14 protein-coding genes are annotated in these 14,804 nt (G+C 64.8%); 11 read left to right on the top strand and 3 right to left on the bottom strand.

Going from position 1 to position 14,804, the window contains the following annotated elements:
- Nucleotides 1-184: DNA-directed RNA polymerase subunit alpha C-terminal domain-containing protein (locus HY852_RS19345; protein ID WP_291606402.1), on the top strand; the 184-nt coding region annotated here is incomplete at its 5' end.
- A 237-nt stretch (nucleotides 185-421) separates the two neighbouring features.
- Nucleotides 422-838 carry a 50S ribosomal protein L17 gene (rplQ, locus tag HY852_RS19340; protein ID WP_291606401.1) on the top strand — a complete coding sequence of 139 codons (417 nt, stop codon included), beginning with the start codon at nucleotides 422-424 and terminating at the stop codon, nucleotides 836-838.
- A gap of 63 nt (nucleotides 839-901) precedes the next feature.
- On the opposite strand, the gene HY852_RS19335 is transcribed toward rplQ, so the two are convergent.
- On the bottom strand, nucleotides 902-2,836 hold the full coding sequence (locus HY852_RS19335) for a hypothetical protein (protein ID WP_291606400.1): 1,935 nt from the start codon (nucleotides 2,834-2,836) through the stop codon (nucleotides 902-904).
- Between the two features lie 160 nt (nucleotides 2,837-2,996).
- Here HY852_RS19335 and HY852_RS19330 point away from each other — a divergent pair, with 160 nt between their 5' ends.
- Nucleotides 2,997-3,539, top strand: a complete 543-nt coding sequence (locus HY852_RS19330; protein ID WP_291606399.1) for a hypothetical protein — start codon at nucleotides 2,997-2,999, stop codon at nucleotides 3,537-3,539.
- A gap of 35 nt (nucleotides 3,540-3,574) precedes the next feature.
- On the opposite strand, the gene HY852_RS19325 is transcribed toward HY852_RS19330, so the two are convergent.
- Nucleotides 3,575-4,588 carry a zinc-binding alcohol dehydrogenase family protein gene (locus tag HY852_RS19325; RefSeq protein ID WP_291606398.1) on the bottom strand — a complete coding sequence of 338 codons (1,014 nt, stop codon included), beginning with the start codon at nucleotides 4,586-4,588 and terminating at the stop codon, nucleotides 3,575-3,577.
- Nucleotides 4,589-4,714: 126 nt separating this feature from the next.
- On the opposite strand from HY852_RS19325, the gene HY852_RS19320 reads away from it, so the two are divergent.
- The 5 genes from HY852_RS19320 to HY852_RS19300 all read left to right on the top strand — a co-directional run bounded on the left by HY852_RS19320 (nucleotide 4,715) and on the right by HY852_RS19300 (nucleotide 10,596).
- The gene (locus HY852_RS19320; RefSeq protein WP_291606397.1) at nucleotides 4,715-5,098 is read left to right on the top strand and encodes a helix-turn-helix domain-containing protein; all 384 of its coding nucleotides are present in this window, start codon (nucleotides 4,715-4,717) and stop codon (nucleotides 5,096-5,098) included.
- Nucleotides 5,099-5,404: 306 nt separating this feature from the next.
- Nucleotides 5,405-6,802 carry a DegQ family serine endoprotease gene (locus HY852_RS19315; protein ID WP_291606396.1) on the top strand — a complete coding sequence of 466 codons (1,398 nt, stop codon included), beginning with the start codon at nucleotides 5,405-5,407 and terminating at the stop codon, nucleotides 6,800-6,802.
- Entirely contained in the window at nucleotides 6,799-8,133 is a 1,335-nt protein-coding gene (locus HY852_RS19310; protein ID WP_291606395.1) for a replication-associated recombination protein A, read from the top strand. Before HY852_RS19315 ends, HY852_RS19310 begins: the two co-directional genes overlap by 4 nt.
- Before the next feature lie 289 nt (nucleotides 8,134-8,422).
- Entirely contained in the window at nucleotides 8,423-9,625 is a 1,203-nt protein-coding gene (locus tag HY852_RS19305) for an RluA family pseudouridine synthase (protein WP_291606394.1), read from the top strand.
- Nucleotides 9,626-9,888: 263 nt separating this feature from the next.
- Nucleotides 9,889-10,596 (top strand): DUF1847 domain-containing protein, encoded by a 708-nt coding sequence (locus HY852_RS19300; RefSeq protein ID WP_291606393.1) that lies wholly within the window; start codon nucleotides 9,889-9,891, stop codon nucleotides 10,594-10,596.
- 913 nt (nucleotides 10,597-11,509) lie between these two features.
- Here HY852_RS19300 and HY852_RS19295 read toward each other — a convergent pair.
- On the bottom strand, nucleotides 11,510-11,725 hold the full coding sequence (locus HY852_RS19295) for a hypothetical protein (RefSeq protein ID WP_291606392.1): 216 nt from the start codon (nucleotides 11,723-11,725) through the stop codon (nucleotides 11,510-11,512).
- On the opposite strand from HY852_RS19295, the gene HY852_RS19290 reads away from it, so the two are divergent.
- The 3 genes from HY852_RS19290 to HY852_RS19280 all read left to right on the top strand — a co-directional run.
- Entirely contained in the window at nucleotides 11,724-11,990 is a 267-nt protein-coding gene (locus HY852_RS19290; RefSeq protein ID WP_291606391.1) for a hypothetical protein, read from the top strand. The genes HY852_RS19295 and HY852_RS19290 overlap by 2 nt on opposite strands.
- A gap of 333 nt (nucleotides 11,991-12,323) precedes the next feature.
- Nucleotides 12,324-13,109: an ATP12 family chaperone protein gene (locus HY852_RS19285; RefSeq protein WP_291606390.1), complete on the top strand. Its 786-nt coding sequence runs from the start codon at nucleotides 12,324-12,326 to the stop codon at nucleotides 13,107-13,109.
- A gap of 59 nt (nucleotides 13,110-13,168) precedes the next feature.
- Nucleotides 13,169-14,804 (top strand): flagellar hook-length control protein FliK (locus HY852_RS19280; protein WP_291606389.1); only part of this gene is annotated, 1,636 nt, incomplete at its 3' end.

The following is a 14,804-nucleotide window of genomic DNA, read 5'->3' as shown; positions in this document are numbered from 1 at the left end:
TATCGGCGACCTCGTGCAGAAGTCGGAAGCGGAAATGCTCCGCACCCCGAACTTCGGCCGCAAGTCGCTGAACGAGATCAAGGAAGTGCTGGCCCAGATGGGTCTGCACCTCGGCATGGAAGTGCCGGGCTGGCCGCCGGAAAACATCGACGAGCTCGCCAAGCGCTTCGAGGATCATTACTGAGGCTTTACGGGCTTCATGGTTCGAGACGCGCTGACGCGCTCCTCACCATGAGGTCCAACCCTCATCCTGAGGAGCGGCCCTGCCGCGTCTCGAAGGATGAGGCCCCGGAAGTTTAAGAGAGAGTCATGTCGTGGCCGGGGCACTCCCGGCCATGGCTCCCCCGGGCGAACGCAGGCAGCCCACCTGAGCAACGTGTCCGACGACCCGTCGCGACAAATGGAAAGTAAGGAATAGATCATGCGTCACGGCAAGGTTCATCGCAAACTCAATCGCACCGCCGAGCACCGGCGCGCGATGTTCGCCAACATGGCGGCTTCGCTCATCAAGCACGAGCAGATCGTCACCACGCTGCCGAAGGCGAAAGAGCTGCGCCCGATCGTCGAGAAGCTCGTCACCCTCGGCAAGAAGGGCGGCCTCGCCCTGCGCCGTCAGGCAATCTCGGAGCTGCGCGACGTCGACATGGTCAGGAAGCTGTTCGACACGCTGGCCACCCGCTACAAGGACCGCCAGGGCGGCTACACCCGCATCATCAAGGCGGGATTCCGCTACGGCGACAACGCGCCGATGGCCGTGATCGAGTTCGTCGATCGCGACGTCGATGCCAAGGGTCAGGATTCCGGCCCGACGCAGGAGAAGGAAGCGGAAGCGGCGTAAGCTGCATCGCCATCGATTTTCAAAGCGGCGCCTTCGGGCGCCGCTTTTCGTTTGCGCTCACGGCTAATCCGGTATTCGGGCGCGCAGGCTGCGGATGATGGCGGTTTCCTTGCCGTCGCGAAGGACCGGCAGCAGGAAGCGATCGACCTCTTCCTGCGCCGCGTCGAGCGCCGCGGTTGCGGCAACCGGATCGGGGCTCGCTCGAAGCGCATGGCCGACGGCGCGGCCATAAAAGCATTGCAGACGGACCAGCCACAGTTCGTGCGCATCGAGATACCAGCACCCTTCGGCGCCTGCCGGCAGAATGGACAGCACGCGATCCGCCCATTGCAGCGCGCTCTCCGCCATCGCCTGCCGGCGGCCGCGATCCTGTTCCTCGTCGGCCGCGACCCACCGCACCTTGACCGCAAGCATCATCAGCTTGGCATGCAGCCTGAAGGGTACGAGAGGTCGGCGCAGGTCGAGGGAGGACGTCATTTCGTCCAGCGCGGCGAGGGCTTCCGCAGTGCGATCGTCCCTGAAATCTCGTTCTGCCTGTGAAAGCCGCTCCCACTCGGGGAAATCATAGTCGTGCTTGCCGTCGACGCTCGAGCAGCTGATGAAAGCGCGCGGAAGGGCGTCATGAAGCTGCGACAGCTGCCTGCTGCTGAGATCCGTATAGCCGATCGCGAGATATTCGAGGCGTTCGAACGCCGGCATGCGACAGAGCACCGAGTTGAGCTGCGCCTTGTTCACCTTTGTGGCGAGCGCCCTCAGATTTTTCGCCCGCAACAGCCCGGCGGGAAGGCCGTGCGTCAGCGCCGCCCAGCCGATATCGAGGATCTCCAGCTGCGGGTTGTTCCAAAGATCGTGGCTGTCGCGATATTCGATCGCGTCGATCTCGTAGCGCTGCTCGACGACCCTGAGCGAGGGAAAGAGCGACAGGTCGAGATTGGCGGTGAAATCGGCCGAGCGACTGGAATAGATTTCGCCTATGGAAAGAATCTCGAGGGCGCGAAAACTGTCAGGGCCGAACGGCAACGACTTGATGGGGTTCTCGGCCAACTCCAGCCGGCGCAGGCGCGGCAGTTGCGCGACCTTGCGCGGCAGCGTCGCAAGCCCGCAATCTTCCAGCTTCAGGACCTCGAGCTGTGCGAAACTCCCGATCCACGCCGGCAGCTTCCTGATGCGGTTCTTCGACAGTACGAGTTCGCGGGCGCCCGCGAACTCCTTGAGCTGATCCGGAGCGAAACGGAGGCCGCACTCCTTGAAGTCCAGCCTTGTGATCTCCTCACCACGGTGTCGACGGGCGCGCAATTCGGTGAGCCGCGCTTCGCCCTTCTCGGAAAGCTGCAATTGCGGCTGTGAGCCGATCTCAGCCTCGGGGCGAAGAATCGGCAGGCCGCGGGACAGACGATCGAGGACGACATCATCATGGATAAAGTTCGTCTCATCGAGCACCGCAGGCACGAGGATGCGGTCCAGGCGTTCTCTCTCGTAGTCGACGGGGATGTTCAGGCGCCCGTCCCAGCTTGCGACATGTTTGCGCTCGACCGGGCCGTCGAAGATGAACTCGTAGTCAGAAGCAAGAATCAGCTCGGCCTTCGTCGTGCCGCGAATTCGCATCTGGCCGTGATTGTAGAAGCCGAACAGGACTCCGTCGGCAGTCACGTCGCCGTCGATCTCCGAGGCGCTGCCGGCAAGGCAGAGATTTTTCGTTACAACGTTACCTTTCACCTTGAGAAGGGGCGACCATTCTATCTCCGGCTCGGCGATCGTGGCGTTGGGGGCGAGCAGGGAGCCTGTCACGAACAAGGCGCCTAGCCGCTCGTTCTCGAAGGCCGACACCAGCTCGGTGGTCAGAACCATTCCCTCCTTGGCCACGACGATGTCGCCTTCGACGACGCCCGCCTTGAACTCGTTCAGGCGAGAGTAGGTCATCGTTCGGCAGGCGATGTCGTCGACCTCGGGCATGAAGCGCTGGAAGGCTTCGGCCATCGACAACAGATACTCGGCCATTCGCAACTCCGGATGATTCCCGCTCGCACTCGCGGGCTTAGACTCATCCGGCTCGATTCTCGTTCAATGGCGGTGCGTCGGTAGGCCTGCCGGCTGGCATCGAGTGACGCTATGCGCGCGGATTGGGGTCCCAGGCTTTGCAGCGGTGTGGCGGGTCGTTATGGTGCCGCGCGAAACCACTCCTGGGGAAAAAAAGATGATTAGACGGCGGCCTGCGATCCTTTCACTCTTGGCCATACTCTCGATCTTGTGGCCGCTTTCGTTTGCGCGCGCGGACCAGCCGTTTCAACGTTTCCTGCCCCTTTTGGTTGATCTGGCCGGATGGCAGGGCGAAAAACCGGACGGGATGTCCATGCAAATGTCCGGTGCCGCCATGACCACCGCAACGCGCAACTACGAGCGCGGTCCCGCGCAGGCTCACGCCTCTGTCGTGATCGGCCAGGCCGCCGAGGGAGCGCTGGCGCCGATCCAGACCGGGCTGAATATACAGACCACCGAAGGTCACATGGTCACAGAGACGATGCGCGGTATGCCCGTCCTGAAGACTTTCAATACCAAGGACAAGTCCGGCACACTCATGGTGTCGCTCGGCAACGCCGCGATGTTCAGCTTTGCCTATGAGGGCATCACCGAGGCCGAAGCGCTGGCGCTTGCCGAAAAATTCGACTGGAAGGCGATCCAGGCGGCCGCGCAGGCGAAGTAGCCGCGATATCTGGCGGCCGCCGGAGAGCGTTTAGCCTACCACCCCTCCAGCACGATTTTGCCGCGCGACTTGCCGCTCTCCAGCAGCGCGTGCGCGCGCTTGAGGTTCGCGGCGTTGATGGTGCCGAACGTCTCGGCAACCGTCGTGCGCAGCACGCCCTTGTCGATGAGATCGCTGACGTCGTTTAATAGACGATGCTGCGCGATCATGTCGGGCGTCTGGAACGACGAGCGCGTGAACATCGATTCCCAGTGGATCGAGATCGCCTTGCCCTTGAAGGCAGCGATGGAGAATTCCGGCGGATCGTCGATGAGCCCGAACTTGCCCTGCGGCGCCATGAGTTCGGCGATCGCCTTGTAGTGCTGGTCGGTGAAGGTGAGGCTGGCGACCAGCGCCACCGGCGGCAGCCTCAAGCTCTCGATCTGCGCCTTCATCGGCTTGCCGTGGTCGATCACCGTATGGGCGCCGAGATCGAGGCACCATTCTTTCGATTCCGGGCGCGTTGCGGTTGCGACGACGGTAAGCCCGGTGAGACGGCGCGCGAGCTGGATCAGGATGGAGCCAACGCCGCCGGCGCCGCCGGTGATCAGAAGCGTGCGTGGATCGACGCTCTTACCCGGCACCGCCCCGAGCCGATCGAACAGGAGTTCCCACGCGGTGATCGAGGTGAGGGGCAGGGCGGCAGCCTGGGCGAAGGACAGCGTCTTCGGCTTGCGGCCGACGATGCGCTCGTCCACCAGGTGGAACTCGGAATTGGTGCCCTGGCGCTGGACCGAGCCGGCGTAGAACACTTCATCGCCCGGCTTGAACAGGCTGACCTCGGACCCGACCGCATCGACGACGCCGGCCGCGTCGAACCCCAGGATCTTGAACTCGCCTTCCGGCGGCGCGGCGCGCTTGCGCACCTTGTAGTCGACGGGATTGGCGGAAATCGCCTTCACGGCAACTCGGATGTCCCGTGGTCCCGGCTCGGGCTTTGCGATCTCGAAATCGATCAGGGCTTGTGCGTCCTCGATAGGAAGCGACTTCTTGTAGCCGACGGCCTTCATGGCTGTTCTCTCCATCCGAATGGCGTGATCGCCTGTGCGCGCCTTACCTGTCGCTCTGGCGTCCATTTGGCAAGTACTGTAAATTGGGGGATATAGTCCCTGTTTGGATACTATTGGGAAATCCCGATGAAACGGCGGAATTTCGCGCGCCGGCCCGGCTGCGCGGTGGAAGCGACGCTCGACCTGATCGACGGCAAATGGAAGGGCGTCATCCTGTACCATCTGCAGGGCGGCACCCAGCGGTTCGGCGAGCTGCGGCGCCTGATGCCGGGCATTACCCAGCGCATGCTCACCAAACAGCTCCGCGCGCTGGAGGAGGACAAGCTGATCATCCGCAAGGTCTACGCCGAGGTGCCTCCGCGGGTGGAATATTGCCTGTCGGAAATCGGCGAGAGCCTGCGTCCGGTGATCGATATCCTCAAAGCCTGGGGCGAAAGTCACCACGAAAGCCTATCGTGCGCGCCCGCGCCGGGGACTCTAAGAGCCAGTGGGCCGGAACGTGTCGCCTAAACGTGATGAGATTACATCGGATTGCGACCACGGTGGCACTGCGCTCCCTCTCCCGCTTGCGGGGGAGGGCTGGGGTGGGGGTGTCACCCCGATTCACAGTGCTCGAGTTGAGAGAGTTTTCCCCCACCCGCTGCGCTCTAGGAGCGCAGCGACCTCCCCCGCAAGCGGGAGAGGTGAAACGGGTTCACGGCTCGCTCGATTAAGCCAAAGTCATCCCGGTGCTCGATCACCTACCGCTCCGTCTCACTTCTATCTACACCGGCTCCGGCCTATATCAGACCGACCGATTCCCAGGATTTCCCGCACATGAAGTTGCTCCGTTGTCTCGCCGTTCTGCTCGTTTCCGTGGCTGTTTCGCAGCCGGTACTCGCCCAGGACCGCCGCGTGCCGACCTCGCCGGCGGAACTCCGGCTGTCCTACGCCCCGATCGTGCAGCGCGTGCAGCCCGCGGTGGTCAACGTCTACGCCGCCAAGGTGGTGCAGAACCGCAACCCGCTCCTGGACGATCCGATCTTCCGCCGGTTCTTCGGCGTGCCGGGAGGCGGTCAGTCCGAGCAGGTGCAGCGCTCGCTCGGCTCGGGCGTGATCGTCGATGCCTCCGGGCTGGTCGTCACCAACGTCCACGTCATCGAAGGCGCGGACCAGGTGAAGGTATCGCTGGCCGATAAGCGCGAGTTCGAAGCTGAGATCGTACTCAAGGATCCGCGCACCGATCTTGCGGTGCTGCGGCTGAAGGACGGGCGGGAGAGATTTCCGGCCCTCGAATTCACCAATTCCGATGAACTGCTGGTGGGCGACGTCGTGCTCGCGATGGGCAACCCGTTCGGCGTCGGCCAGACGGTGACCCACGGCATCATCTCGGCACTGGCGCGAACGCAGGTCGGCATCACCGACTACCAGTTCTTCATCCAGACCGATGCGCCGATCAATCCCGGCAATTCGGGCGGCGCGCTGGTCGACATGACCGGCAAGCTCGCCGGCATCAACACCGCGATCTACTCGCGCTCCGGCGGCTCGCAGGGCATCGGTTTTGCCATTCCCGCCAACATGGTTCGCGTCGTCGTCGCCTCCGCCAAGAGCGGCGGCAAGGCGGTGAAGCGGCCGTGGCTGGGCGCGCGGCTCCAGGCGGTGACGCCCGATATCGCCGACAGCCTCGGCCTGCGCTCGCCATCCGGTGCGCTGGTCGCCAGCGTCGTGCCGGGCAGCCCGGCGTCGCGGGCCGGCCTGAAATCGTCCGACCTCATCGTCGCGATCGGCGGTCAGACGGTCGAGGATCCCAACGCCTTCGACTATCGCTTTGCCACCCGTCCGCTCGGCGGCACCGCCGATATCGACGTGCAGCGGAACGGAAAGCCGGTCAGGCTGGCCGTGCCGCTCGAGACCGCGCCAGACACCGGCCGCAACGAGCTCGTCATCACGGCGCGCTCGCCGTTCCAGGGCGCCAAGGTCTCCAACATCTCGCCGGCGGTTGCCGACGAACTGCGCATAGATGCCAACACCGAAGGCGTGGTCATCACCGAGATCGGCGACGGCGCTGCGGCCGCCAATGTCGGCTTCCAGAAGGGCGACATCATCCTCGCCGTCAACAACCAGAAGATCGCCAGGACCACCGATCTGGAGAAGGCGGCGAGCAATTCGTCCCGGCTGTGGCGCATCACGCTGGTGCGCGCCGGCCAGCAGATCAACGTCACGCTCGGCGGATGAGCGCGAAGCGACCACGGGATACGGGTAGCCTGTTTGCTGCTGCGGGGCTGGAGCAGGATGCGCCGCGTCCGCTCCCGGACCGCATGCGCCCGCACAAGCTCTCGGACGTGGTCGGCCAGGACCATATTCTCGGGCCCGACGGCGCGCTCACGCGCATGCTGGAGACGCGCACGCTCGGCTCCCTGATCTTCTGGGGACCGCCGGGCACCGGCAAGACCACGGTGGCGCGGCTGCTCGCGGATGCGACCGAATTGCATTTCGAGCAGATCTCGGCGGTGTTTTCCGGCGTCGCCGACCTGAAAAAGGCGTTCGACGCCGCGCGCGGGCGCCGCGAGACCGGGAAGGGGACGCTGCTGTTCGTCGACGAGGTGCATCGGTTCAATCGCGCGCAGCAGGATTCGTTTCTTCCCGTGATGGAAGACGGCACGGTGGTGCTGGTCGGCGCCACCACCGAAAATCCGTCGTTCGAGCTCAACGCGGCGTTGTTGTCGCGCGCGCGTGTGCTGGTATTTCGTTCGCTCGATGCCGCGGCCATCGAAAAGCTGTTCGCGCGCGCCGAAGAGGTCGAGGGCAGGAAACTGCCGCTGGACGCGGAAGCGCGCGCCACGCTGGTGCGCATGGCAGACGGCGACGGTCGCGCCGCCTTGACGCTGGTCGAAGAGGTGTGGCGCGCGGCGCGCAAGGACGAGATCTTCAACGCCGAGCAGTTGCAGGCCATCCTGCAGCGGCGCGCGCCGATCTACGACAAGTCCGCCGAGGGCCACTACAACCTGATCTCGGCGCTGCACAAGTCGGTGCGCGGCTCCGATCCGGACGCCGCGGTGTATTATCTCGCTCGCATGCTCGACGCCGGCGAGGACCCGCTTGTCCTGGCGCGGCGCATCGTCCGCATGGCGGTGGAAGACATCGGCCTCGCCGATCCGCAAGCCCTGGTCATCGCCAACGCGGCCAAGGACGCATACGATTTCCTCGGCTCTCCGGAAGGCGAACTCGCGATCGCCCAGGCCGTGATCTATCTCGCCACCGCGCCGAAATCGAACGCGGCGTACAAGGCCTATGGGGCGGCGATGCAGACGGCGAAGCGGGCCGGCTCGCTGCTGCCGCCCAAGCACGTCCTCAACGCGCCCACCGGCCTGATGAAGTCGGAAGGCTACGGCGCCGGCTACGAATACGACCACGACGCCCCCGACGCCTTCTCCGGCCAGGACTATTTCCCCGAAGCCCTCGGCCGCCAGACCTTCTACGACCCGCCCGAGCGCGGCTTCGAGCGCGAGATCAGGAAGCGGCTGGAGTACTGGGCGAAACTGCGCAAGGAGCGGGGTGGCGGGTGAAGCCGCCTCATACGAGCAGTCCGAGCGAGACGGCATTTGGTCGAGTCGCTGGAACGCAAGCCCGCTCTACCTCCCCCGCTTGCGGGGGAGGTCGCTGCGCTCGGAGAGCGCAGCGGGTGGGGGCACACTCTCTCCACACGAAACACCGTATCTGCGGCGGCGCCCCCACCCCAGCCCTCCCCCGCAAGCGGGAGAGGGAGCGCAGCACAATGTGACGCCGGGCCGCTTCAGGCATTTGGACGCGTCATTTCACCGTGACCCGATTCCGCTTTTGGGCTACGCAAGCGATATGAGCCGCCGCATCAAGAGAACCAACCCTGGACCCCGCTCGCGCGATGAGCGAAAGGACGCCCGTCCGTCCCGCAGCAGGCCGCATGGCGATCACAAGCCGGCATCCCGGCCGGGGAGCAAGCCGCCGCGGTTTGAGCCCGAGCGCGTCGAGAAGCGCGCGCCCAGGCCGGCGGCTCCGTCGCCGGAAAAGCCGACCGAAGCGCTGCTGCCGACCAAGGTCCAGACCGTCACCGTCACGGCGGACGAGAACAACATGCGCGTGGACCGCTTCCTGGAGGCGCGCTTTCCCGGCCTGTCATTCTCCCACATCCAGCGCGTCGTGCGCAAAGGCGAGCTGCGCGTCGACGGCAAGCGCGTCGACTCTAAGGACCGGCTCGAGGAGGGGCAGAGCGTTCGCATTCCGCCGCTGAAGCTGGAGACGCCGAAAGCGGCCGGTGCGCTCTCCGAAGCCGCGCAGAAGACGCTCACGACCCTCAAGGAGATGACGCTTTACGAGGACGACGACGTTCTCGTGCTCAACAAGCCGGCCGGGCTCGCGGTGCAGGGCGGCTCGGGCATGACGCGCCACGTCGACCAGATGCTGGAGGTGATGCGCGACGCCAAGGGCCAGAAGCCGCGCCTCGTCCATCGCATCGACCGGGAAACGTCAGGCTGCCTTTTGGTCGCGAAGACGCGTTTTGCCGCGAGCGCGCTGACCGGCTCGTTCCGCAGCCGCTCGACGCGCAAGATCTACTGGGCGCTGGTTGCCGGCGTGCCCAAGCCGAAGCAGGGCCGCATCTCGACCTTTCTGGCGCGCGAAGAGGGCGAGGACGACACCATCATGCGCATCGCCGCCCATGGCGACGAGGGCGCCAGCCACGCGGTGACTTATTACGCAGTGGTCGAGACCGCCGGCAGCAAGCTCGCCTGGGTGTCGCTGAAGCCCGTCACCGGACGCACCCATCAATTGCGCGCGCACATGGCCCATATCGGCCACGCCATCGTCGGCGATCCCAAATATTTCAACATCGAGAACTGGCAGCTTCCGGGCGGCCTGCAGAACCGGCTGCACCTGCTGGCGCGCCGCATCGTCATCCCGCATCCGCGTGGCGGCGTCATCGACGTCAGCGCGCCGTTGCCGCCGCACATGCAGCAGTCGTGGAATCTGCTCGGCCTCGACACCACCCGCTTCGACCCGATCGAGAACGCGCCGGAGGAGTAGGGGCAGTTATTCCGGAGCGCGCTAGCTCGACCCGGAATCTCGCGCCAGGCGCCGCCGTAAAGATGCGGTGGCCGCCATCAACTTGCACGCTGTCATTCCGGGAGGCGTGCGAACGCGCAGGCCCGGAACATGCGCCAATAGGCTCGGTTGATCCACGTCAATGCTGTTCGTTCGTTCCATGGGCTTCATTTTGGCGTGGTTTCCATTCCTAGCCACGCACCTCATTCAAATTTTGGCTCGATCCCCGAAGCCGGAGACACGGCATGAAGTATGTAGATCCTGCGTGCGCATATTGCCCGGACAATGTGCGCGCCTGCCGCGCCGGTGAATCGGCCGAACGTGGTCCCGGGTATTGCCCCACAAAGGTAGATCCGGACGGCATCAACGACGCGGCCCGCAAATACGAGGATGCCGAGGTTCGCCACATCTCCCAGGTCTCTGCCGTGGTCGAGGCGGCGGGATACTGCAAGTGGACGCGTGTCCAGGAGATTTGCGAGTTTGCCAAGCGGATGGGTTTCAAGAAAATAGGGATCGCCACCTGCATCAGCTTTGTCGATCACGCCAAGGTCCTGAGCGGCATCCTCGAGAGTCATGGGTTCGAGGTCGCCTCTGTTGCCTGCAAGCACGGCGGCATCCCCAAGGAGGAACTCGGCATCAAGGACGAGGACAAGATCCGCCCTGGCAACTATGAGGCGATTTGCAACCCCGTAGGGCAAGCCGAGCTGCTCAACCGTGCCGGCTGCGAGTTTAACGTCGTGCTCGGCCTCTGCGTCGGCCATGATAGCCTGTTTTTCAAACACGCCCAGGGTCTCACCACGGTGCTGGTGGCCAAGGATCGAGTGCTGGCGCATAACCCGATCGGCGCTCTCAACCTGGCCGACACTTATTACAGTCAGCTGTGGGGACCCGACAGACCGGAGAAGCCGCCGAAGATCCCGGTCGCGGGCCGTCGCAAGAACAAGGAGACGTGACCCGAAAGCCGTCGACTTTTTCAGCGACAATCTACCCCTGGGCATTCAATGGAATAGGGCGGCGGCTGCGTCGGTTCGTGCCCTACAGGCCACATCATTCGATCATCTCGAAGCAAGCGCAGCCTGCGCGTAGCCCGGAGGAGCGAAGCGATATCCGGGATCGTCTGGATCAATGTCTCTGGAATCCGTCGGGCAACACGCACAGCGGAGGAATGAATCCCGGGCTCGCGTCTTCGGCGCTCCCCGGAATAACGGGCAGGGTGACGGGCGTGCCTGTCGGGCAAATCGCTTCAAAACCCGTCAAGCCCCTGCCGCGAAAATAATTCGCTTTTTCAGAATTCGGATTCGGCGTATGGTTCGCCTCATCCCGGCCGGTACGAGGGGCGTATCGCTATCGTCACGAAACGCGGGCCGGGATGCGGTGGACGCGGCAGCGTCGGCGCGAGGTTAGAACCACAGGGCGGTTTCTCGTGAGTGGTTCGCTGCGCGCAGGACGAACGGCGCTGTAAGTTCGTCTCGCCAATCCTTCGAGGCGTGTGCACTATCCTCGAAGGCTCTTGGTGAGAAACGGATGCCGCGTATGGCGAAGTCGTGTGGTCCTGGCTACCGTTGCTGCAGTCAAGCTCCGTGGAGGCGTTGTTGGCCCAACCGGGCCGAGGCGTCGTCAATTCGCGGAGCGACGGTGACAAAAGGAATTCGTCGCCGGGGAGATCACGTATAAGCCGTAAAGCCACTGCGCAGGGAAGGCCGGGTGTCGTCGGCGGCTTCTTTTGCGCAATGGCACACGAGACCGCGGGTGCAGCGGGCACCCGGTCTTCCCTGCGCCCTCTTCAAGAGGGTGAGGAAGTAAAGCAAACCTCGGACGCAACGCGTCGCGAGAATGCGAAGGCGTATCTGCTCTTTGAAAATCGAATCAGAAGGCCATTTGCTCCGTCATTGCGAGCGAAGTGAAGCAATCCAGGATCTCTCCGTGGTGATGGAAACTGGATTGCTTCGTCGCTGCGCTCCTCGCAATGACGGTGTTGCGCGCGATCCGCAATCCAAGAGCGACCTCGAATTGCAATACCGCTACGGCACCCAACATATTCTCAATGAACACGTCACAGATCTTTGCCGCAGTCTTGCTCATGACGCTCGCAAATCCCGCGATGGCGCAGGTGATGATCCCGCCGGGGGCCTCGCCCTTCAATCCGCCGCCACCTCCGCCGCCGCCGCCTCCCAGGATCGAGGTTCCCGCCATCCCGGAGCTCGATGCGCCGCCGCGCTACAACTACCGGCCCCGCGCGCGCCCCGCGTTCGGGGATCGCATCAGGCGATGCCTCGATGATGCCGCCGCCGCAGGCATGAATCCGGCCGAACGCGCCGCCTATTCGCGCATGTGCGCCAACCAATAATGCAAGCCAAAAGGCAGCGAATTCCTCTATTTCGCCGCTCGCTTTATCGGCTCGGCGCCTTATCTTGCCAAGGCACGGCTTGAGCATGATGAGATCAGGGCTGGGCTATGACCGCGTGATCGGTGCGCTCCCTCGCCCCGCTTGCGGGGTCGAGACGAGCGAAGCTCGCCCTTGGAGGGTCGGGGTGAGGGGGAGTCTCCACAGGGGAGCTTGCGGAGAGTCCCCCTGACCCGGATCGCTCACGCGATCCGACCTCTCCCCGCAAGCGGGGCGAGGTGGACCGAGGCCGCGACCCGATCAGTCTAACACCGGACGACAACAGCCGAGAACGACATGCGTGAATTGTTTGATGAAGTCGCGGGAAAGTCCCCGCTCGATCCGCAGGAGGCGGCACGGCGAAATTCCCGCACGCCGCTGCGCAAGCGCTTCTATACCGAAGCCGGCGTGGTCGAGGCAAACGGCGGCTTTGCCATCGCGCTCGACGGCAAGCCGGTCCGCACCCCGTCCGGGCACCGCCTTGGCGTGCCCTCGCGCGAGCTGGCCGATTTGATCGCGGCCGAATGGGCGGCGCAGAAGGAGACGCTCGATCCGCTGAGCATGCCGCTGACGCGTCTCGCCAACAGCGTGATCGAGGGAGTGATCGACCGCGTTGAGGCCGTCCGCGACGACGTGGCGAAATATCTGCAGTCGGACCTGTTGTTCTATCGGGCGGGCCACCCGGAAGGCCTGGTGGCGCGGGAGGCCGCGCATTGGGACCCGGTGCTGTTCTGGGCGGCCGACGCGCTGGGGGCCCATTTCATCCTGTCCGAAGGCATCGTGCATGTCAGCCAGCCCGAGCAGGCAGTCGAGGCGGCGCGCAGCGCGTTGCCCGAAGATCCGTGGTCGATCGCGGCGCTGCACGTGGTCACGACGGTCACGGGCTCGGCGCTGCTGGCGCTGGCGCTGCTCCATCGCGTACGCGACCCCGACCAGGCCTGGGCGGCCGCGCATGTCGATGAGGACTGGAACGCCGATCAGTGGGGGGTGGACGAGGAGGCCGCGAAACGCCGCGCCGCCCGGCTGGTCGATTTCACGGCGGCTGTCGAGCTGCTCAACCGCATGAATCCGCCGCAACCTTAAGGTCCTTAACGAGAGGTTTACGACGTCAGGGCTAGGGTTCTCTCTTTAGCGAGCCCAAGATGCCGATCACGCCTGTCAGTCCGACCAATGCGGTAAGCGCCGTCGCCCAGGGGGCGGATGCGGTCACCTCCAGCCTCGTGCTGCAGCCGGGCTCGGTGATCAGCGCGAAGGTGCTCGGTGTTCTTGCCGAAAACCTGGTTCGCATTTCCATCGCCAACATGTCCCTCGACGTCATGTCGCAGGTGCCGCTGAATCCGGGTCAGAACCTGCAGCTTGCGGTGTCGGAGAATGACGGCGGCATCCGGCTCTCGATCGTTGACTCAGGGGCTGGCTCCAGCTCGGGAGCAGGGACCGGCGCGCCTTCCGATACCGTTGCCCTGAGCCCCAAAATGCTTGCCGCCGCTGCTGCGATGGAAAAGGGCATGGCGGTGATGCCCGGCTCGAACGCCGCCCTCGCGCGCAACGTATTGACGCCCATCGAGCAGATCGCGGTGGTGGTGGCCTCGGAAACCGCAGCTGTCCAGCAGGGCAGTCAGGCGCCGCTGTTTGCCAATCTTGCCGCGGCGGCCGCGAATTTGCCGCCGGCATTGAAGCAGGCGGTGCTGCAGGTGCTGGCGCAGCAGACCCCGCTCGATCCGAAGCTGAGCGGCGTGGAGATCCAGGCGGCATTCCAGAAGTCCGGGCTGTTCCTCGAAGCCTCGCTGGCATCGGGGGCGTTGCCGAACACGGGCGTCCCCGATCTGAAGGCGGCGCTGATCGTGCTTCGTCAGGCGCTGACCACCTCGCTCGCAGCTTCGCCCGTGACTAGTACCGCTGGTGCGGTGGCGACCGTGCCGCAGCCGGCCGCGCAGGAGGCGCCGGCTACGGCATCAGGCGTCGTTGTCTCGTCGACCCCGAATGCCGCGCCATCATCGGGCAAGATCACGGTCGAAGTGGCCCCGCCGCTGGTGCCGCAAATCGAAGTCGGACCCGGCCAAGCGCAAGCCCAAGGGCGGCCGGAATCACCATCGCAGCCGCAACCGTCGCCTGCGACCGCTGCGGCAGCCGAAACCGCGGCTCGGCAAAATCTGGTTCTGACCGAGAAACTGATGAACAACCTGCCGCGCGCAATGGCGGCGGGTACTGCCATGAGCCTCATGCAACAGGCCGGGCAGGAGATTGCGCGCGTGGCGGTCGATGCGCGGCCCGACAGCGTCATGCCGCCGAACACGAGTAGCACCGACGGTGCTGCAAACGGCATTGCGCCGCCGCCATTCCGCGGCGCGCTGCCTTCGGCGCAACCGGTTGCGGCGGCCTCGATCGGCCCGAACGCGGAGCTGCCGACGGTCGCCCGTCACCTGCTCGAAAACACCGATGCGGCCATCGCGCGACAGACGCTGCTGCAGGTCGCTTCGCTGCCGGATCGCATCGATACGGCCGGCCAGCGCATCGACACACCCACGCCGCAATGGAATTTCGAAGTTCCCTTCGCGACCCCGCAGGGGACGGCGATGGCGCAGTTCACCATTTCGCGCGACGGCGGCGGCAACGAGGCCGAGCCGGGCAAGCGCGTAGGGCGGGCGCGCTTCTCGCTCGATGTCGAACCGGCAGGTCCCGTGCACGCGCTGATCTCCTTCAGCGACGAAAAGACATCGGTGCGGATGTGGGCCGAACGCCCCGCGACCGCCGCGCAATTGCGCGCCGGCGTCGGTGAGC

Source organism: Bradyrhizobium sp., assembly GCF_016213215.1.
GTDB lineage: Bacteria > Pseudomonadota > Alphaproteobacteria > Rhizobiales > Xanthobacteraceae > Bradyrhizobium.
Note: the sequence above shows the minus strand (reverse complement) of the source record. Positions and strands in the feature narration are given on the sequence as shown.